20 protein-coding genes are annotated in these 19093 nt (G+C 75.1%); 6 read left to right on the plus strand and 14 right to left on the minus strand.

What is annotated here, in order from left to right:
* The 3 genes from ABWK59_RS15970 to mshA all read right to left on the minus strand — a co-directional run bounded on the left by ABWK59_RS15970 (position 1) and on the right by mshA (position 2686).
* Positions 1-522 carry an SLATT domain-containing protein gene (locus tag ABWK59_RS15970; protein WP_354641252.1) on the minus strand — a complete coding sequence of 174 codons (522 nt, stop codon included), beginning with the start codon at positions 520-522 and terminating at the stop codon, positions 1-3.
* A 104-nt stretch (positions 523-626) separates the two neighbouring features.
* Complete coding sequence (locus tag ABWK59_RS15975; RefSeq protein ID WP_354641253.1) at positions 627-1163, minus strand: YbjN domain-containing protein; 537 nt, start codon at positions 1161-1163, stop codon at positions 627-629.
* Positions 1164-1321: 158 nt separating this feature from the next.
* Positions 1322-2686, minus strand: coding sequence for a D-inositol-3-phosphate glycosyltransferase (gene mshA, locus ABWK59_RS15980; RefSeq protein ID WP_420492788.1), 1365 nt, complete (start codon positions 2684-2686; stop codon positions 1322-1324).
* A 324-nt stretch (positions 2687-3010) separates the two neighbouring features.
* Between mshA and ABWK59_RS15985 the strand changes: the two genes are divergently transcribed.
* On the plus strand, positions 3011-3832 hold the full coding sequence (locus ABWK59_RS15985; RefSeq protein WP_354641254.1) for a class I SAM-dependent methyltransferase: 822 nt from the start codon (positions 3011-3013) through the stop codon (positions 3830-3832).
* A 257-nt stretch (positions 3833-4089) separates the two neighbouring features.
* Here ABWK59_RS15985 and ABWK59_RS15990 read toward each other — a convergent pair whose 3' ends face one another.
* The gene (locus tag ABWK59_RS15990) at positions 4090-4626 is read right to left on the minus strand and encodes an O-acetyl-ADP-ribose deacetylase (protein WP_354641255.1); all 537 of its coding nucleotides are present in this window, start codon (positions 4624-4626) and stop codon (positions 4090-4092) included.
* Between the two features lie 215 nt (positions 4627-4841).
* Between ABWK59_RS15990 and ABWK59_RS15995 the strand changes: the two genes are divergently transcribed.
* Complete coding sequence (locus ABWK59_RS15995; RefSeq protein WP_354641256.1) at positions 4842-6419, plus strand: PP2C family protein-serine/threonine phosphatase; 1578 nt, start codon at positions 4842-4844, stop codon at positions 6417-6419.
* 163 nt (positions 6420-6582) lie between these two features.
* On the opposite strand, the gene ABWK59_RS16000 is transcribed toward ABWK59_RS15995, so the two are convergent.
* The 8 genes from ABWK59_RS16000 to ABWK59_RS16035 all read right to left on the minus strand — a co-directional run bounded on the left by ABWK59_RS16000 (position 6583) and on the right by ABWK59_RS16035 (position 13821).
* The gene (locus ABWK59_RS16000; protein WP_354644972.1) at positions 6583-6915 is read right to left on the minus strand and encodes a DUF2516 family protein; all 333 of its coding nucleotides are present in this window, start codon (positions 6913-6915) and stop codon (positions 6583-6585) included.
* Positions 6916-7066: 151 nt separating this feature from the next.
* Positions 7067-7648 (minus strand): hypothetical protein, encoded by a 582-nt coding sequence (locus ABWK59_RS16005; protein WP_354641257.1) that lies wholly within the window; start codon positions 7646-7648, stop codon positions 7067-7069.
* A gap of 38 nt (positions 7649-7686) precedes the next feature.
* Entirely contained in the window at positions 7687-8094 is a 408-nt protein-coding gene (locus tag ABWK59_RS16010) for a helix-turn-helix domain-containing protein (RefSeq protein ID WP_354641258.1), read from the minus strand.
* A 137-nt stretch (positions 8095-8231) separates the two neighbouring features.
* Positions 8232-8621, minus strand: a complete 390-nt coding sequence (locus ABWK59_RS16015) for a VOC family protein (RefSeq protein ID WP_354641259.1) — start codon at positions 8619-8621, stop codon at positions 8232-8234.
* Between the two features lie 169 nt (positions 8622-8790).
* Positions 8791-9597, minus strand: coding sequence for a nucleotidyltransferase domain-containing protein (locus tag ABWK59_RS16020; protein ID WP_354641260.1), 807 nt, complete (start codon positions 9595-9597; stop codon positions 8791-8793).
* A gap of 101 nt (positions 9598-9698) precedes the next feature.
* A complete protein-coding gene (locus tag ABWK59_RS16025) occupies positions 9699-10256 on the minus strand; it encodes a carboxymuconolactone decarboxylase family protein (RefSeq protein WP_354641261.1) in 558 nt (185 codons plus the stop codon).
* A 134-nt stretch (positions 10257-10390) separates the two neighbouring features.
* Positions 10391-10627, minus strand: a complete 237-nt coding sequence (locus ABWK59_RS16030; protein WP_354641262.1) for a hypothetical protein — start codon at positions 10625-10627, stop codon at positions 10391-10393.
* A 2-nt stretch (positions 10628-10629) separates the two neighbouring features.
* Positions 10630-13821: a DEAD/DEAH box helicase gene (locus ABWK59_RS16035; RefSeq protein ID WP_354641263.1), complete on the minus strand. Its 3192-nt coding sequence runs from the start codon at positions 13819-13821 to the stop codon at positions 10630-10632.
* Positions 13822-14157: 336 nt separating this feature from the next.
* Here ABWK59_RS16035 and ABWK59_RS16040 point away from each other — a divergent pair, with 336 nt between their 5' ends.
* Positions 14158-14685 carry a DinB family protein gene (locus ABWK59_RS16040; protein ID WP_354641264.1) on the plus strand — a complete coding sequence of 176 codons (528 nt, stop codon included), beginning with the start codon at positions 14158-14160 and terminating at the stop codon, positions 14683-14685.
* A gap of 129 nt (positions 14686-14814) precedes the next feature.
* Positions 14815-15426: a YceI family protein gene (locus ABWK59_RS16045; RefSeq protein ID WP_354641265.1), complete on the plus strand. Its 612-nt coding sequence runs from the start codon at positions 14815-14817 to the stop codon at positions 15424-15426.
* Between the two features lie 141 nt (positions 15427-15567).
* On the opposite strand, the gene ABWK59_RS16050 is transcribed toward ABWK59_RS16045, so the two are convergent.
* The gene (locus ABWK59_RS16050) at positions 15568-16533 is read right to left on the minus strand and encodes a LysR family transcriptional regulator (RefSeq protein WP_354641266.1); all 966 of its coding nucleotides are present in this window, start codon (positions 16531-16533) and stop codon (positions 15568-15570) included.
* A gap of 106 nt (positions 16534-16639) precedes the next feature.
* On the opposite strand from ABWK59_RS16050, the gene ABWK59_RS16055 reads away from it, so the two are divergent.
* Both ABWK59_RS16055 and ABWK59_RS16060 read left to right on the plus strand, forming a co-directional pair.
* Positions 16640-17926 carry an MFS transporter gene (locus tag ABWK59_RS16055; protein WP_354641267.1) on the plus strand — a complete coding sequence of 429 codons (1287 nt, stop codon included), beginning with the start codon at positions 16640-16642 and terminating at the stop codon, positions 17924-17926.
* Between the two features lie 86 nt (positions 17927-18012).
* Positions 18013-18492 (plus strand): Appr-1-p processing protein, encoded by a 480-nt coding sequence (locus ABWK59_RS16060; RefSeq protein ID WP_354641268.1) that lies wholly within the window; start codon positions 18013-18015, stop codon positions 18490-18492.
* A gap of 37 nt (positions 18493-18529) precedes the next feature.
* On the opposite strand, the gene ABWK59_RS16065 is transcribed toward ABWK59_RS16060, so the two are convergent.
* Entirely contained in the window at positions 18530-19057 is a 528-nt protein-coding gene (locus tag ABWK59_RS16065) for a GNAT family N-acetyltransferase (protein WP_354641269.1), read from the minus strand.
* Positions 19058-19093: the final 36 nt, after the last annotated feature.

The raw sequence follows: 19093 nt of genomic DNA on the forward strand, positions 1-19093 counted from the left end.
TCAGGCGCCGATCGCCCCGGCGGACGGGCCCAGGCCCTCGATCTGACGGATCCGCACCCAGGACTCGTGGTCGTTCTGGACGAGTTCCTCGTACTCGGCGAAGAACGCGTCGACCTCCGCCGGGTCGGGCGGCTCCGCGCCAAGCCCGGTCCGGTGGTACGCCAGCCGGCGCTCCAGCATGCCGAGCCGGTGGACGGTCTCGGCCCGCTGGATCCACAGGGTGCGGTGCGAGTAGAAGGACCCCCAGGCGGCCAGCACGGTGGTCAGCGCGCCCAGGCCGAGGGCGGTGTTGGCGAGCCAGCGGTCCAGCGGTTCGGCCACCTTGAGGCCGAGCAGCACCGTGACGGTGGCCGACAGTGCGATGGCGGCGATCTGCAGGCCGAAAGCGCGGCGGCGGTCCCAGTCGCGGCGGCGGCGCCGGCCGACCAGCTGCTGCCGGACCTCCAGTTCGATGAACGCGAGCCGTCGTTCCGCCGTCTCCCGCGTCTCCCGGTGGTCGTCGATCCCCAGCCCTGGCTCCATGGCTCCCCCACCCTCGGTCCGCCCGCCCTGCCGGTCATCCAAGCAGAACGGGCCCGGCCCGGGGGAGGGTTTTCCCGGCGGCCGACGGCCGGGTGGGACGGACGCTACCCGGCGTCCTCCGGCCGGTCACCGTCCTTCGCGGGGGCGGCGAGGTGGGCGAAGGCCGCCAGATTGCGGGTGGACTCGCCGCGCTTGGTGCGCCACTCCCACTCGCGGCGGATCGCGGTGGCGAAGCCCAGTTCCAGCAGGGTGTTGAAGGGCTCGTCGGCGTTCTCCAGCACCGTGCCGAGCAGCCGGTCCACCGACTCCGCGGTCAGCGCCTCCAGCGGGAGCCGGCCGGCCAGGTAGACGTCGCCCAGCGGGTCGATCGCGTAGGCGACCCCGTACATGCGGGTGTTGCGCTCCAGCAGCCACCGGTAGACGCCCTCGTGGTTCTCGTCCGGCCGGCGGACCACGAAGGCGTTCACCGAGAGGGTGTGGTCGCCGACCCGCAGCGCGCAGGTGGTGGAGAGCTTGCGGGTGCCCGGGAGGGTCGCGACCAGGGTGTACGGATCGGTGACGGCCGGCTCCCAGGCCACCCCGGCCTCGTCGAGCGCGGTGCGCAGCAGGGTCAGCGCCTCGTCCTTGGTGCGGATAGCCATGCGGCTGACGTTACTTGGCGGTACGCCCGGAGCGCAGCACCCGGGCACCGAGCCGCCCGGCGATCTCGATCACGTCGGCCGCGGCAGGGACCGCGGGCAGGGGCCGCGGGCGGACGGGTGTCCGTCCGCCCGCGGCCGTCGTGCCGGCTCCGGGTCGGTCAGGCGAACCGCAGGCGGCCGGCGCCGCGGCCCGCCATCGCCCCCGCGTACACCTCGGCGGTGGCCGCCGCCGCCGCGTCCCAGCCGAAGCGTGCGGCGTGCCGGGCGGCGGCGGCCCCGCGCCGGGCGACCAGCGCCCGGTCGGTGACGTACGGCCGCAGCGCCTCCGCCCAGGCCTCCGGCCGGTGGCCGTGGACCAGGGTGCCGGTGACCGCGTCCCGGACGGCGACCGGGAGGCCGCCGACCGCGGCGGCGACCACGGGGGTGCCGCAGGCCTGCGCCTCCAGGGCGACCAGGCCGAAGGACTCGCTGTGCGAGGGCATCACCAGGGCGGTGGCCGCCCGGTACCACTCGGCGAGGACCTGCTGCCCGACCGGCGGGTGGAAGCGGACCACGTCGGAGATTCCGAGCTGGGCGGCCAGTTTGTGCAGGCTCTCGGGCCGGGCGAGGCCGGTGCCGGAGGGCCCGCCGACCACCGGGACGACCAGCCGCTCGCGCAGCCCGGGCTCCCGGGCGAGCAGCTCGGCGACGGCCTTGAGCAGCACGTCCGGGGCCTTGAGGGGCTGTATCCGGCCGGCGAAGAGCAGCACGGCCGCGTCCTGCGGCAGGCCGAGGCGGGCGCGGGCGGCGCGCTGGTCGCCGGGCCGGAAGACGTCCAGGTTGACGCCGGGGTGGACCACGGCGAGCTGGCCGGGCAGGGCGGCGTAGTGCCGGGCGAGCTCGTCGGCCTCCTCGGCGGTGTTGGCGATCAGCCGGTCGGCGGCCTCGACCACCTGGGTCTCGCCGATCACCCGGGCGGCGGGCTCGGGACTGTCGCCGTCGGCGAGCGCCGCGTTCTTCACCTTGGCCATGGTGTGCATGGTGTGCACCAGGGGGACGCCCCAGCGCTCGGCGGCCAGCCAGCCCACGTGGCCCGAGAGCCAGTAATGGGAGTGGACCAGGTCGTAGTGGCCCGGGCGGTGGCCGGCCTCGGTGCGGAGCACGCCGTGGGTGAAGGCGCAGAGCTGGGCCGGCAGGTCCTCCTTGACCAGGCCCTCGTAGGGGCCGGCGGTGACGTGCCGGACCAGCACGCCGGGGGCGAGCTGGACGGTCGGGGCGTCGTCCGAGCTGGCGGCCCGGGTGAACACCTCGACCTCGATGTCGAGGTCGGCGAGCCGCTTGGCAAGCTCGACGATGTAGACGTTCATCCCGCCGGCGTCGCCGGTGCCCGGCTGGTGCAGCGGGGAGGTGTGGACGCTGAGCATGGCGATCCGGCGGGGGCGGCGGCCGCGGCCGCCCACCAGGGCCTGCAGGCGGCCACGACCGGTCGGCAGGTGGAGCCGGTCACGGCGGGCGGGGGCCGTCCGTACGGGGTGCTGGGTCACCTGGCTGAAGCCTCCTCTTGCTCCCGGACCGCGCTGGGTGCGTGCACGCGGGCCCGGAGGCCGTGCGCACGCGGGCCCGCCCTCGGCACGCGGCCGGGGGCGGACAGTCGTCGAGTGTGGCAACCACCGCGCCGATGGACGGTATTCCCGTCTCATCCCATGAGACCCGGCTCACCCTCCGCCCGGGCCGCCGGCCCTGCTGCGGCAGGCAGGTGCGCCCGGACCGCCCGCGCGTTCTGTCCGGCCCATCGGGGCGGCCGGGGCGGCTGGTCGCGGTCGGCCGGTGTTCGAGTCGGCGCCGCCCTGTTGCGTAGGCTGCGGGGCATGGCCGCCTCCGACACCCCGTCCAGCCGCGGGCGCTCCGCCCGCCCGGTCGGGACGATCACCCGCGGCACCACCAACACCAACCGGCTGCGCCGGATGGACCGCTGGATCGCCCACACCCTGGCTCGGACGCTGCGGTCCGCCGACCGGCCGCCGGTCGCCGTGGACCTGGGCTACGGCGCGGCGCCGTGGACGGCCGTGGAGTTGTCGGCGCGGCTGCGCGCGGTCCGGCCGGACGTCCGGGTGGTCGGCATCGAGATCGACCCGGAGCGGGTGGCCGCCGCCCTGCCGTACGCGGACCCGCCGCTGCTCGGCTTCCGCCGGGGCGGCTTCGAGGTGCCGCTGGACGGCGGCGCCGGGGCGCAGCTGATCCGGGCGGCGAACGTGCTGCGGCAGTACGAGGAGCGCGAGGTCGCCGAGGTGTGGGAGCGGCTGTGCGGGCGGCTGGCGCCGGACGGCCTGCTGGTGGAGGGCACCTGCGACGAGATCGGGCGTCGGCACGTGTGGGTGGCGCTCGGCCCGGAGGGGCCGCGGACGGTGACCTTCGCGGCCCGGCTTGGCAACCTGGTCCGTCCGTCGGACCTGGCCGAGCGGCTGCCGAAGGCGCTGATCCACCACAACGTGCCCGGACGTCCGGTGCACGCCTTCCTGACCGACTTCGACCGGGCGTGGGCGGCGGCCGCGCCGTTCGGGGCGTTCGGGGCGCGGCAGCGCTGGGCGGCGGCCTGCGCCTCGCTGGCGGGGAACTGGCCGCTGGTGGACGCCCGGGGGCGCTGGCGGCAGGGCGAGGTCACCGTGGCGTGGTCGGCGCTGGCGCCCTGAGGCACCCGGCCCGGCCGGTGGGCGGTGGGCGGTGGTCGTCGTGGTCGCCGGCTGCCGTTCCGTCCCTGTGGGACCGGACTGCGCGTTCGACCAGGTCGAACGATTCACTCGAACGAGTTATCGAATTCCTCTGGCGTGTTGACGCCCCGTCACGCCACCATGGTGGTGCCATGGCAGGAGGGCCGCACGTGTCACACGAGGCGTCCCGCCGACACCTCGTGTTCCGCCTGCTCCCGCCCACTCGGTCCTGATCCCGCTCAGTCCTGGTCCCGCTCGATCCTGCGCCACACCCGTTCGAACACCTCGTACGCCTCCGCACCGAAGAGCACGAAGCGAATCTCCTCCAGCTCGGCGCCGACCTCCAGCACCGTGGTGAGGGCGATCCGCGCCGCGTCCTCCATCGGCCATCCGAAGATCCCCGCCGAGATCGCCGGGAAGGCCACCGTCCGCGCGCCCAACTCCGCTGCCACGCGCAGCGATTCCCGATAGCAGGAGGTGAGAAGCTCCGCCCGCCGGCGGTAGTCGCCCTCGGCGTACACCGGGCCGACGGTGTGCACCACCCAGCGGGCGGGCAGCCGGCCCGCCGTGGTGGCCACGGCCTGGCCGGTGGGCAGGCCCTTGCCGTAGTGAGAGGCGCGGAGCCTGCGGCAGTCCGCGAGGATCTCCGGCCCGCCCTTGCGGTGGATCGCCCCGTCCACTCCGCCGCCGCCGAGCAGCGAGGAGTTGGCGGCGTTCACCACCACGTCCACCTGCTGTTCCGTGATGTCACCCTGGACCAACGTGATCTGCGTCACCGGTCTCGGCCTCCTCTCGGCGCTTGTCCCCCGGGCGCCCACCGTAACCAAACCACCCACCAAGAGCGTGGCAATAACCACATCGGCGGCGCTCGGTCCGAGAAATTCCCGGAGATCACGTTATGGTCGCGAGAAGCTCCCCGACTCGTGGTGCCAGGCGGGCACCGCGCACGGATCCCAGCCGTTGGCCAGTCGGGGAAAGGGAGGACCGACCAATGCCCGTAACGGGAGACGGGCGGGCGGCCGGCGCGGTCGGCATGCCGTCCGAGGCCGGAGTGCCGTCCGGCACTGCGGCGGTGTCCCGGGCAGGCCGACCGTCCGGACGCAGGGCGAAGGAGCGCCCGGGTGAGCCGGCGAAGTCGTCCACCCCGGCGGGAGTCCCCGGCACCGCCCTGCCGATACCGCATCCGCGCGGCGGCGCCAGCGCCGCGTCCACGAGCGCCGAGGGCCAGTACCGGCTGCTCGTCATCGAGGACGGCTGCTCCGACACCGGCCTGATCGAGTCCCTGGTGGCCGCGAGCGGCACCCGGGTCGAGCTGCACCGCGCCCGCGGCATCGAGGAGGCCTCCGCGCTGCTCTCCCCCGCGTCCGGCAGCGGCCGCCGGGTGCTCGGGCACCCCTCCCACACGGCGTTCAACTGCGTCCTGCTCGATCTCGTCGCACCCTGCGACCTCCCTCACCCGGCGGACGGCGACGGCCTGGACGGGCTGCGCGAGCTGCTCCGCCGCGCCCCGCACATCGCCGTGGTGGTGCTTACCGACGCCGCCGGGGCTGAGCTCGGCGCGGCCGCGGTGGCCGCCGGCGCCCAGGACTTCCTGATCAAGCACGAGACGGACGGCGCCCTGCTCGCCCGTACCCTGCGCTACGCCGTCGAGCGCAAGCGGGCCGACGAGTCCCAGCGCCGGCTGGTCGAGGCCGAGCTGCGCGGCCAGGAGAACGCACGCCTCCAGCGCCACCTCCTGCCCACCCCGCTGCTGGACGGGGCCGGCCTGGCCTTCACCCGCCGCTACCGGCCCGGCCGCCGCCGCGCCCTGCTCGGCGGCGACTTCTACGACGCCGTCCGCACCAAGGACGGCACGGTCCACGTGGTGATCGGCGACGTCTGCGGCCACGGGCCGGACGAGGCCGCCCTCGGCGTCGCGCTGCGGATAGCGTGGCGGACGCTGGTCTTCGCCGGGCTGAGCGGCCAGCGGCTGCTCACCACGCTCCAGCACGTGCTGGAGCACGAGCGGCGCAGCGACGAGATCTTCGCGACGCTGTGCATGGTCGTGCTGCACCCCGTCGAGGGCGGGCCCACGGACGACGCGGGCGGTCCGGAGGCGGCCGGCGGCGGCGAGACGGGTGCCGCGGCAGGCGCCGCAGCGGGCGAGGACGGCCCCGGTGCGGAGTACGCCGAGCTGTACCTGGCCGGGCACCCTGCGCCGCTGCTGCTCGGTCCGGACGCGCGGCCGGTGCTACTCCCCGCCGACCAGGCCGGTCCGGCGCTGGGCCTGCTGCCCTGCGACACGACGCACGCCGTCTGGCCCGCCCGGCGGCTGGCGCTCCGGCCGGGCTGGCGGCTGATGCTCTACACCGACGGCCTGGTCGAGGGTCGGGTCGGCGCGGATTCCCGCCGGCTGGGGCAGGAGGGGCTGATCGACCTGATCGCGGAGCACCACGCGGCGGGCCTCACTCGGGGCCGGCTGGTCGACAGCGCCCTGGCCGAGGTCGAGGAGCTCAACGGCGGCGCGCTGACGGACGATGTGGCCGTCCTGCTGCTGGAGCGCAATCCGGCGCCCACCCTGCTGGGCTGACGACCCGTCGGCCGCCCGGCCCGGGGCAGGTACCGGGCAGCGCGCCGCCCCACGGAACGGCCGGAGGGCGGCACCCCCATCACCGGGGTGCCGCCCTCCGTCATTTCGCTTCGTCCCGCTCACAGGCGGCACACGCGGCACACGCGTCGTCCGCGAGCAGCCGTCACCAGGGGCCGTACGGGCCGGCGTTGCGGTTCCCGCCGCGGCCTCGGCCATCCGTCAGCTGCTTGATCGCCGGCCGGACGTCGACCATGTAGACGATCGAGGCCACCAGGCCGATCAGAGTCAGGAATCCGGTCACCGGGTTGGCGCCGAACAGCAGATCCAGGCCGAGCGAGAGTCCGAGGACGACCAGCCAGAACGGCTTGGTCTTCTTGTCCGCCGCCCGGTAGGCGTCCTCGCGTCGCGTCGCGGCGTCCACGAAGGCGAACGCCTTGAACAGGATGATCGCTGCGGCCAGCCACCAGAACGGATTCCGGACCTCGAAGTACAGGATCTCCACTGCGGTCTCCTCACTGCGGCTTCCGGATCCTCGCCGCCCATCGTGGCACGGCCGGCCGTCCACTCACCTGCACAACGTGCCGTCGTCGCTGGTTGTCCCCCGGTTCTCTCCCCCGCCGGTCGCCGGGGGATGCGCCCGGGCGGGCTCACTTCTCGCCGGTGGTCTTCCCGGTGGTCTTCTTCGCCCGGGCCGACTTCTTCGGCGCGGCGGTGGCCGGGGCCTCGGCGCTCGCGGACGCCTCCGCGGCGGGGCCGTCCACCAGCTCGCCCTCGACGGTCTCCCCGGCCGGGTCCACCGAGGCGTCCGGGTCCACCACGACCTCGGTGACCCCGGCCCCGGCCGGCTCGCCGGACCGAGCCTTGTCCACGACCGTCCGGCCGCGCTCGGCCAGCTCGTCGTACGTCTCCTTGGCCTTCACCGCGAACTCCAGGGCCCGGCCGACCTGCTGCATCGCGAAGTGCTGGGCCTTCTCCTGCAGCACCTTCACGTCGGTGGGCAGCGCGGAGACCGACTCGGTCACCTTGGCCTGCGCCTCGACCAGCTTCACGCCGGCCTCCTGCAGCCGGGCCGCCGCCTTCTCCTGGGTGGCCTTGGGGTCGGCGGCCAGGGCCTCGATCTGGCCGGGCACCTCGCGGAGCTTCTCGTAGGCCAGGTCGCCGGCGCCGGCCAGGGCGTACAGCGGGGTCGGGTCGCTCAGGGTCTTCTTGAGCTCGTCGGTGATCGGCATGTCCGGTCCTCCCGGTCGAGGGTCTGCGGGGTCGGTGGTCAGTTGGGTGTCGCCGAGGAGTCGGCGGCGGCCGCGGCGCCGGGGACGGGGCCGTCCGGCTGCTCGCGGTTCTCCTTGAGGAAGGCTTCGTAGACGGCGAGCAGCGCCTGCTTCTGCCGTTCGTTGATCAGCGGATCCGCCAGGATCGCCGCCCGCAGTCCGGGGCCGCTCTCCTGCCGCTCCTCCAGAATCCCGGCCTGCACGTACAGCGTCTCCGCCGAGATCCGCAGCGCCTTGGCGATCTGCTGGAGGATCTCGGCGCTCGGCTTGCGCAGCCCGCGCTCGATCTGGCTCAGGTAGGGGTTGGACACTCCCGCCGCCTCCGCGAGCTGCCGCAACGAGTACTGCGCGTTGCGCCGCTGCTCCCGGATGTACTCGCCCAGCGAGCCGACGTTCAGTGAGGCCATGCCGCCAGCTTGCCCCACCCTGCTTGCAATTGCAAGCAGGCCGCTAACAGCTGCAACCGCCCCGGTGCGGCGGGCCGGGCCGGGACGCGACCCCGCCCGGCTGCCGGGTGGCGGCCGGGCGGGGTCGGTGGGGGTGGCTACGGGAGGTCGCCGCCGTAGGGGCGGGTGATGATCTCCAGGTAGTGGCCGGAGGGGTCCAGGAAGTAGACGCCGCGGCCGCCGTGGTTGTGGTTGATCTCGCCGGGGTGGCGCATACGCGGGTCGGCCCAGTAGGTGATGCCGGCTTCCAGGATGCGGGCGAAGGCGGCGTCGAACTCCTCGTCGGAGACCAGGAAGGCGTAGTGCTGCGGGGCGATCGTCCCGGCGGGCACGGTGGCGAAGTCGAGTCCGACGCCGTTGGCGGTGAGGACGGGGACGAACGGGCCCCAGGCCTCGCCGACCTCCAGGCCGAGGATGCGGCCGAGGAACTCGGCGGACTCCCGGTTGTCCCGGGCGTGGACGATGGTGTGGTTCAGTTCGACTGACACGGTGGGAATGCCTCCAGAAGGCACTCACGGGCACCTCCATGCCTCACCCGGACGGTGACCGACACGCGATGCCGTGCTCGCGATCCTAGACAGCGCGGCCGCCGTTCGTCCACGCCCCTCCGGCCCGCGCCCGGTCCCCGCCCGGTCCGCGCCCGGCCGTCCAACGGGCCTATCCGCGGGTCGACTTCGCACCGTGCACGGCGAGGTACTCGGCCGCCAGCCAGGGCGCCAGGTCCTCCACGAGCAGTCGGAGCAGGGCCGGATCGGCGGTGGGGGTGCGGCCGGCCGCGGCGGCGGTCCGCAACTGGTCGGCCCGGTCGGGGTAGTAGCGGCCGAACACCTCGGCGCACCGGCCGAGGTCGCTGGTCCAGCCGCCCCAGCGCGGCATGACGAGGGTGAAGCCGGTCCGGACCAACCGGCGGGCCACCCCGCGGACGAGGCTGCGGCGCTGGTCGTCCGAGGTCTCCTCGGCCATCCGGCGGCGCCACCGGGGGATGGCGAGCGCGAGGTCGCCGTTGGTCTCGCGGGCCAGCAGCGGGGTCGGCCGGTACGCGGGGAGCCCCGCGGCGAGGTCCTCGCCGATCAGCGGGGTGCACAGGCAGGCGAGGAAGAACCCCAGGTCGTAACGCTCCAGCTCGCTCAGCAGGGTGGGGACCCCGAAGAGCAGCACGCCGACGCCGTCGATCTCCTCGAAGCCGTCGTCGAGTGCGACCTCCAGGCGGCGGGCGTCGGCCCGGTCGGCGTCGGTGGGGTCGCGGTGGAGCGCGAGCAGCAGGTCCAGGTCGGAGCTGCCGGGGCGGGCGGTGCCGCGCGGGATACTGCCGTACAGGTAGGCGCTGTGCAGGCGGTCCTCGCCGTAGGTCGCGGAGATCCGCGCGCGGGCCGCGGCCACCACAGCGGCGAAGGCGGGCGGCACCCGGTCGAGCGCGCCCTCGCGGGCGATGGTGCCGTCCTGGTTCAGTCCCGGTGCGCTCATGGGCGGATCCTTCCGCAGCCCCGGGGAGGCGGGCCACGGAATTAAGGTTTCTCCGGGTTGTCCACACCCTGTGGACAACCCGGAGGGGTGTCGCGCGACGGTCAGGCCCGCGCCGGGATCTCGCAGGAGTCCGAGAACCCCTGGCTGGTGAGGCCGAGCGCGCTGTTGATCCGCGAGCGGTAGTTCTCCAGCGCGACCATGGCGGTGAGTTCGACGAACGCCGGCTCGCCGAGCCGGGCGACCAGGGCGGCGGCGAGCTCGTCGGTGACGCAGGGCTCGGTCTCGGTCATGGCCTCGGCGTACTCCATCACCAGCTGTTCGACCTCGGTGAACTCCGCGCGGTGTTCGCGCCACTGCGGGACCAGCGCGGTCCTCTCCAGCGGTAGCCCGAGCTCGCCGGCCGCCCACTGGCCGAAGTCCATGCACCAGGAGCAGTTGATCCGGGCCGCGGACACCATCACGGCGAGGTGCTTGAGCCCGGGGTCGAGCCGGTTCCACCCGGCCACGGTGCGCTCGTGGCGGACGAAGGACATCAGCACCCGGGAGTTGTGGCCGAGGGCGAGGCCGGGGTCCAGGACCTTGCCGTAGGTGCGGCGGGAGTACCACGCGCCGAGGCGGTTGAGCAGGGTGCCGGGCGGGGTGAGCGAGACGCGGGCCATGGCGATTGCCTCCGTTTCCGGGCCGCCCGGGTGCCTCCCGGGGGCGGTTCAGAGGTGTGACGACGCAGCCCCGCGGAATGTGACGGCTCCGCTCGGGACTTTCGTGCGGCGCCCGGACCTTCGCGGCGCGGTGCTCAGCCGTCCGCCGTGAAGCTCCGGTAGGCGGCGGCGAGCAGGGTGGCGAGTTCCCGGCCGCGGACGGTGATCCCGGACGGTCCGAGGCCGTCGAGCGCGGTGGGGGCCGCCTCCCGGGGACCGATCCCGTCGTGGAGGCGGAAATCGCCCTGCCAGAAGGTGTCCAGGCAGTGGGCGAGCGGGCGGTCGCCGGGGCCGGCGCCCTCCGCGGTGTACAGGTGGGACTCCGGCGGCACGGTCACTCCCCGAGGGCGTCGGCGGACAGGGTGAGCAGTTCGCGGAGCTGCTCGGCGGGCAGTTCGGTGAGCCAGTGCTCGCCGACGCCGACCACGGAGGCAGCCAGCGTCCGCTTGGCGTCGATGAGTTCGGCGATCCGCTCCTCGACCGTGCCGGCGCAGACCAGGCGCCGCACCTGGACGTCCCGGCGCTGGCCGATCCGGAAGGCGCGGTCGGTTGCCTGGTCCTCGACGGCGGGGTTCCACCAGCGGTCGAGGTGGATGACCTGGTTGGCGGCGGTCAGGTTGAGCCCGGTGCCGCCCGCCTTCAGCGAGAGCAGGAACACCCGTGGCCCGTCCGGCGCCTGGAACCGCGCGACCAGGTCGTCCCGGCGGCTCTTCGGGACCCGACCGTGCAGGTAGAGCACCTCCTCGTCGAGCCGTCGGCGCAGCCCGGGCTGGAGCATCGCGCCGAACTCGGCGTACTGGGTGAAGACCAGCGCCCGGTCGCCCTCGGCGAGGGCCTCGCCGAGCAGTTCGACCAGCCGCTCGACCTTGCCGGAGCGGCCGTCCAACGCCGATCCGTCGTGCAGCAGTTGGGCGGGGTGGTTGCAGACCTGCTTGAGCCGTCCGATGGCCGCGAGGACGGCGCCCTTGCGTTCCACGCCGCGCAGCCCGCGCAGCCGTTCCAGCAGGTCGGCGACCACGGCCTGGTAGAGGCCGGCCTGTTCGGCGGTGAGGGTGCAGCGGACGGTGAACTCCTGCTTGGCGGGCAGGTCGGCGGCCACGGCGGGGTCGGCCTTGAGCCTGCGCAGGACGAACGGCCGGGTGAGCCGGGCGAGTTCGGCGGCCACGGTGGGGTTGCCGGTCTGCTCGACGGGGACGGCGAAGCGCTCCTTGAAGGACTCGGCGCCGCCGAACAGGCCGGGATTGGCGAAGTCCAGGATGGTGTGCAGGTCGGCGAGGCGGTTCTCGACGGGGGTGCCGGTGAGGGCGATCCGCGGTCCGGAACGCAGCGACCGGAGGATCCGGGACTGGGCGGTGGCGGGGTTCTTGATGTTCTGGGCCTCGTCGGCGACGATCCGCCGCCAGGTGGTGCGCCGGAGGTCGGCGGCGTCGCGCTGGACCACGCCGTAGCTGGTGATGACCAGGTCGGCGGGTGTGCCGCCGGGCTCGCCGGGGGCGGGCAGGGTGCCGCGTCCGGCGCCGTGGTGGACCGTGACGCTTAGGTCGGGGGTGAACCGGGCGGCCTCCCGCTGCCAGTTGCCGACCACCGAGGTCGGGCAGACCAGCAGGGTCGGGCCGGTGGCGCCGCGGGACTTCTCGTAGGCCAGCAGGGCGAGGGTCTGGACGGTCTTGCCGAGGCCCATGTCGTCGGCGAGGACGGCGCCGAGGCCGAGCCGGCCGAGCTGGTGCAGCCAGGCGAGGCCGCGGAGCTGGTACGGGCGGAGGGTGCCGGTGAATCCGGCGGGCGGTTCGGGGTGGGTGTCGCGGGTGTCGGACCGGCCGGCGAGGAGGTCGTCGAGGGGGCCGGTGGCGTGGACGGCGGTGACGGGGAGCCCGCCGGCGGTGGCGTCGCCGTCGAGGGCCAGGCGCAGCAGTTCGGTGGCGGGCATGGTGCCGTCGGCGTGCCGGTCGAGGAAGGCGAGGGCGGCGGCGATCTGGGCGGGGTCGGCCTCCAGCCAGCGGCCGCGGAGTCGGACCAGGCCCTGCTGGGCGGCGGCGAGTTCGGTCAACTCCTCGTGGGTGAGGGTGACTTCGCCGAGGGCGGCCTGCCACTGGAAGGCGACCAGGGCGTCGTGGTCGACCTGGGCGGTGCGCTGGACCGCGGCGGAGGCGGTGGGGGCGGGCCGGGCGGTGAGGACCAGGCCGAGGCGGGGGCGGCGGCGCCACCAGGCGGGCAGCAGGACGCCGAAACCGGCCTCGGCCAGGACGGGGGCGGCGTCGCGGAGGAAGCGCAGGGCGCCGGCGCGGTCGAGGTCGAGGCCGGTGGGGCGGATCCGGCGCAGGGCGGGGCGGAGTTCCGGGCGGGCCAGGGCGGCGCGCTGGAGTTCGGCGAGGAGGTGTTCGGCGGGGTCGGGGGTGATCCGGGCGAGGGCGTTGAGGGCCGGCCCCTGGGTCCACAGGTCCTCGGCGGTGACCAGCAGGGAGGGGCGGTCGACGGCCTGGAGGAGCAGGTCGAGGCGCCAGTGGTCGCGGGCGGGGAGGCCGTCGGGGTCGTCGTCGGCGGGGCCGAGCGGCTCGGTGAGCCGGAGGCAGAGCCGCAGCGGACGGCCGGCGGCGCCCGGGCCGGCGTACCAGGCGGCGAGCCGCTCGGCGAGGCCGGCGGGTACCGGGTGGACGCGGCCGTGGTCGGTGGTCAGGGCGGCCAGCCAGGCCTCGGTTCCGGCGGCGTCGCCGGCGCGCGGGGTGCCGGGTGTCGTACCGGCCGGGGCCAGGGTGGTGCCGGCAAGGGCCACCCGGGCCTCCCGGTCGACCAGGACGTCCAGGAGGTCGGCGACCAGCCGGCTGCCGGTGCGCTCGCGCTGGGGTTCGCCGGCGGGAGCGGCCTCGGCGCGGCAGACGGGCGGGCAGCCTGCGGCGAGGGCGGCGGCCTCGGCGCGGGCGGCGCCGTCGGGTGCGGGCTGCCAGCGGGCGTACGCCTCGGGGGGCTGCGCGGGGGGCTGTCCGCCGGGCTGTCCGGGTGCCGTTGCCCCGTCCGCCTGCTCCCCGTCGAGCAGGACGGGGAGCACCCGGCCGCGGCCGACCAGGCGCCAGGCGAGGTCGTGGACGGCGGTGAGCCAGCGCAGCGAGGCGCCGAGGGCGATCTCGACCGGTCCGGTGCCGGGGAGTTCGGCGGTGAGGACGGACCAGCGCGGGTCGAAGAGCTCGCCGAGCAGTTGGGCGGCCTCGGCGGGTTCGAGGAGCAGGGTGGGGACCCGCCACGCGGTGAGGGCGAGGCCCCGGGCGGGGGTGCCGACGGGGAGTTCGGGCGAGGGGGTGGGCCGGCCGTCGAGGGTGGGGAGGCGCAGGCCGGTCCAGCGTTCGGCGGCCTGGTCGGCGAGCCAGCCGGGGCCCGGTCCGAGGGCGGCGAGCAGGCGGGCGACCTCGCCGGCCGGGCAGGCGTACGGGTGCGCGGGGCCGGCGGCGGGGACGGTACGGCGGTAGGCGGCGGCGTCCTCGGCCCAGAGCGCCAGCCGGTCGTCGGACCGCCAGAGCGCGTGCAGGGCGTACATGCGGCGGGCCTTCCGGTGGGCGGTGCTGGCGGGCGGGCGGTGCTGGACGGCGGGTGGTGCTGGATGGCGGGCGGGCGGTTCCGAGGGCGGGCGGGCGGAAGGGATTCTCGCGGCGGCCTCTGACAGGAACCCTACGGCGTGGCGCCGGAGCCCCCTGGTCGCGACCGCCGGACGCCTCGGTTTCGCGACGGATCCACTGCGGGCCGTCTGCGGACCCGCCCACGAACCCGCAGCGGGCGGCGAATTGCGGACAGGATCCGGCCTATTTCGCCGATAGCGTCGGAGTCACCTAGGCCGAGCGGAGCGTGATCGCCGGCCCAGTCGAGAGGAGCCCCTGTGCCGACCCTGGTGGATGCCGTCAGCAATGAGCGCGACGCCCTGCTCGCCTTCCTGGAGGCGCAGCGCGGCGGCCTGCGCCGGGCCGCGTCGGGACTGACCGAGGAGCAGGCGGCGAGCACCCCGTCGGCGAGCAGCCTGTCGCTGGCGGTGCTGGTGCGGCACGCGGCCCGCGGCGAGCAGTGGTGGGTCGAGCAGCTGCTGGGCGGCCCGGCCGCGAGCGCGCCGGCGAACTGGGCGGACGAGTACCGGATGCCGGAGGGCGAGACCCTCGCCCAGTGGCTGGTCCGGTACGAGGAGGTGGCGGCCGCGACCGAGAAGGTGATCCGCGACCTCCCGAGCCTGGACGTGGACTTCCCGCTGCCCGAGGCGCCGTGGTTCTCGCCGAACAGCCGCCGTTCGGCCCGCTGGATGCTGCTGCACCTGATCGAGGAGGTCGCCCGGCACGCCGGGCACGCCGACGTGATCCGCGAGTCCCTGGACGGAAAGACCGCTTTCGAGCTGCTCTACCAGGCCCAGGAGAGCTAGCCCGGGGTGGGGCGGGGGCGCTACGGCAGGGGTCGCGAAGTCCAGTGGTTGAACTTTGAACCACATGGGGCTATGGTGGAGCCATCAAGTTGAAGCCTAAACAACTGGCTTCGGACCCGAGGAGGAGCCATGGGCATCTTCAACCGCACCGCCAAGACCACCGCCCCCGCCGTCGCGGTCGCCGAGGCCGCCGGGCCGGACCTGGCCCACCTGACCGGCGAGTACACCATCGACCCCGCGCACAGCCGGATCGGCTTCGCCGTCCGCCACGCCATGGTCACCAACGTCCGCGGCGAGTTCACCGACTACGAGGGCAAGCTGTTCCTCGACGGCGCCGACCCGGCGAACTCCACGGCCGAGCTGGTGATCAAGGTCGCCTCGATCGACACCAACCAGGCCCAGCGCGACGAGCACCTGCGCACCGGCGACTTCTTCGCCGCCGACTCCTACCCGGAGATCACCTTCCGCTCAACCTCCGCCGAGCGGATCGACAGTGACCTCTACCGGATGACCGGCGACCTCACCATCAAGGACACCACCCGCCAAATCGTCCTCGACCTGGACTTCACCGGCACGGCCACCGACGTGTACGGCGCCGAGCGGGTCGGCTTCGAGGGTGGCACCACCGTCGACCGGACGGCCTGGGGCCTCACCTACAACGCCGCGCTGGAGACCGGCGGCGTGCTGATCGGCGAGAAGGTCAAGCTCACCCTGGACGTCTCCGCCGTCAAGGCCGCCTGACCCGGCAGCCGCCCACCCCGGTCCCGCCCCTGCCGTTCCCCCCACGGCAGGGGCGCCGGCATGCCCGCCCCACCGGCCGGCCCGGGCTCCCACCCCACCGGCCAGGCACCCGGATTCCCGCCGACCGGCCCCGGGCTCCGGTCAGCCGGCCCCGAGCAGCGCCGCGTCCTCCCGGGGCAGCCAGCTGCCCGGCGGCCGTCGCAACCAGCCCTGTTCCGCGGCGAGTTCGGCGGCGGCCGCGTGCAGGGCGGCGAGGCCCGGGTGGAGCGGTCCGGGCCGGTGGACCAGTCCGAGCAGACTCAGCGGTACGGGGTCGACCAGCGGGCGGACCACGCCCCCGGCCACTGCCGGCGCGTCCACCGTGGTCAGCACCGGATCGCCGTGCCGGACCAGGTAGTGGGCGAACTCACCTATCCCGACCGGCCGTTCCCGCCCCGGTGCGGCCTCCAGGCCGTGCGCGCCGAACAGTTGGAGGCCGAGGTCGGTCCACTCCGCCGTCCCCGGGTTCCCGGCGCAGACGTCCACCGGGTGCCCGGACAGGGCGGCCAGCGGCACCTCGGCGCGCGCCGCCAGCGGGTGGCCCGCCGGGAGGAACACCGCGAGCCGCTCCAACCGGACCGGCCGGTGGACCAGGTGGGCGCGGAGCGCGGCCGGCAGACCGGCGAACCGTCCGAAGGAGGCGTCCAGCCGGTGTTCCACCAGCGCCCGGGCCGCGTCGGTCAGCCCGCCGTGGAACCGGGCGAGCAGCTCGCAGTCCGGCCGGGCCGACCGGGCCGCGGCCAGCACCCGCTCGGGGGTGGTCTCGACGCCGCCCTCGCTGTTGAGGTCGACCAGCAGCGCCCGGGACTCGCCCGCCGTGGCGATCTCGTCGTGCAGCGCCAGCAGTCGGCGCACCTTGGGGAGCAACCGCCGCCCGTCGGGGGTGAGTTCCACGCTCCGGGTGGACCGGTGGAACAGCGCGGTGCCCAGCGCCCGCTCCAGCGCCCGGACGTCCCGGCTGAGCGCCTGCTGCGCGATGTGCAGCCGGGTCGCCGCCCGCCCGAAGTGCAGGGTCTCGGCGACGGCCACGAAGCCGCGCAGTTGGCGGGGGTGCAGGTCACGGGGCATCCCCGGAGATTAACAACAGAACCACGTCAATGGCGCCGAACAGGTGTTGGACCGCCCGGGGTCGCCGCCGCGAGGGTGGAGGCACGACCCCGATCCCAGGAGCCCCGTGTTCGCCCCGTACCGCAAGGTCTTCTCCCGTCCCGGCAGCCTCGCCTTCACCCTGGCCGGGCTGCTCGCCCGGCTCGCCGGCCCGATGTGCGGCGTGTCCGTGGTCGTGTTGATCGCCGAACGCCGCGGCTCGTACGGCCTGGCGGGGGCGGTCTCGGCCCTCGGGGTGGCGGCCGGCGCGGTGCTGATGCCACTGATCGGCCGCCTGGTCGACCGGTACGGGCAGGCCCGCGTCTCCGTCCCCACCGTGCTGACCGGGGCACTGCCGCTGGTCGGACTGCTGCTGTGCGTCCGGTCCGGCGCCCCCGACTGGACGCTGTTCGCCTGCTGGGCCGCATCCGCCACCGTGCCCAACGTCGGCGGGATGGCCCGCGCCCGCTGGGCCCACCTCCACCGCGAGGACGAGGCCACCCGGCACCGGGCCAACGCACTGGAGCAGGCACTGGACGAACTCTGCTTCATGACCGGGCCGGTGGTCGCGATGGCGCTGTGCACCGGGGTCGCCCCGGAGGCTGGGCTGATCACGGCCGGCGCCCTGGGCGTCACGGGGGTGCTGCTGTTCGCGGCCCAGCGCTCCACCGAACCGCCGCTCGCACCCGTCGCCGCCCGCACCTCCGGCTCCTCCGGCTCCTCTGACGCCCCCCGCGGTGCCCGGCGGGGCGGGATGGCGGTGGGCGGCGGGCTGGGGGTCCTGCTGCTGACCTTCCTCGCCACCGGCGTGGTGTTCGGCTCGATGGAGGTCTCCACCATCGCGTACGCCGACGGGCTCGGGCAGAAGCCGGCCGCGGGCGTGCTGCTGGGGCTGGTGGCGGCCGGATCCTGCGTCTCCGGGCTGGTGTTCGGGGCGCTGCGGCTGCGGCGGGAACCCGAGGGACGCCTGCTGATCGGGGTCGCCGTGATGGCGGGGCTGATGCTGCTGCCGCTGGCGGCCGGGCTGTCCGGCTCCGGGCTCACGGTCCTCGGGGCGGCGCTGTTCGTCGCGGGCTCGGGCACCGCACCGACCATGGTGAGCGGGATGACCCTGTGCCAGGAACTGCTGCCGCCGGGCCGGCTCAACGAGGGCATGGCGCTGGCCGTCTCCGCGATCCTGGTCGGTATCTCGGCGGGCGCCGCGCTCGGCGGCGCGGTCGCCGACCACGCCTCCCCGGGCACCGGCTACCTCATCCCGGCCGCTGCGGCCGCGCTGGCGGCCCTCACCGCACTCGTCGGCCGGCCCCGGCTGCGCGCACCCCGGCCCACCGGGGCCCCGCACCTCCCGGCCCCGGCCCCGGCGCCGGTCTGCTGACCGGGCGACGCGCCCGCCCCGGCGACGCCCGGCCGGCAGACCGGCCGACCGACGGACTGTCAGTACCCGGTGGCAGAATCGCCGCCGTGTCGAACGGGATCACCTACCTCCGCGGGGACGCCACCTCACCCCAGGCCAAGGGCGTCAAGGTGATCGCCCACGTCTGCAACGACCTGGGCGGCTGGGGCAAGGGCTTCGTGGTGGCGCTCTCCCGCCGCTGGCCGGAACCGGAGGCCGCCTACCGGCGCTGGCACCGGGAGCGGGCGGGCAACGACTTCGGGCTCGGCGCGGTGCAGTTGGTCCAGGTGGAGCCGCGGCTCTGGGTGGCCAACATGGTCGGTCAGCGCGGTATCCGCACCGGCCGTTCCACCGGTGTGCCGGTCCGCTACGAGGCGATCGACACCGCGCTCGCCGCCCTCGCCGGGCACGCGCTGCGCCTGGAGGCCTCCGTCCACATGCCGCGGATCGGCTGCGGCCTGGCCGGCGGCCGGTGGGAGCGGATCGAGCCGCTGGTCACCGCCCGGCTGACCGACCGCGGCGTCCCGGTCACGGTCTACGACCACTGATCCCGCCCGGGCCGCCGCCCCGGTCCGCCGCAGCCGGTCAGCCGGCCCGGTTCCAGGTGTACTCGTACTCGGGGAGCAGGTGGCCCCCGGGGAACTCCGCCTCGCGCTCCTCGGTCCGTACGCCGCCCTCGCGCTCGTAGAAGGCGACCGCGCGGACGTTGTCCCGCAGCACCTCCAGCCGCAGCGGCCCGACGGTGGCAGCGAGCGCCGCCCGCAGCAGCCGCCCGCCGATGCCGCCGCCGGTGAGGCCGGGACGGACGTGCAGGTTGTCCAGGAGGGTCCGCCCGTCGTGCTCGGGCACCAGGTACGCGAAGCCGAGCGGCTCGCCGCCCTCCGCCGGTTCGGCAATCAGCAGCACCGGCGTGTCCTCCGCCCCGCCGTAGTCGACGGTGAGCCGGATCTGCCACACCTCGCGGCGCTGTGCCGCCAGGCCGTCCCCGAGCGCCTCGGCCGGAACGATCCCGGCGTATGCGGTCCGCCAGCTCACGGTGTGCAGGTCGGCCACCGCCTCCGCGTCGGCCGCACCGCCCGTGCGGATGACGATCTCCCCCGTCGCGCCGGTCATCTCGTCCGATCCTCCGCTTTCCCCCGTCGTCCGAAT

The organism is Kitasatospora sp. HUAS MG31 (assembly GCF_040571325.1).
GTDB lineage: Bacteria > Actinomycetota > Actinomycetes > Streptomycetales > Streptomycetaceae > Kitasatospora > Kitasatospora camelliae.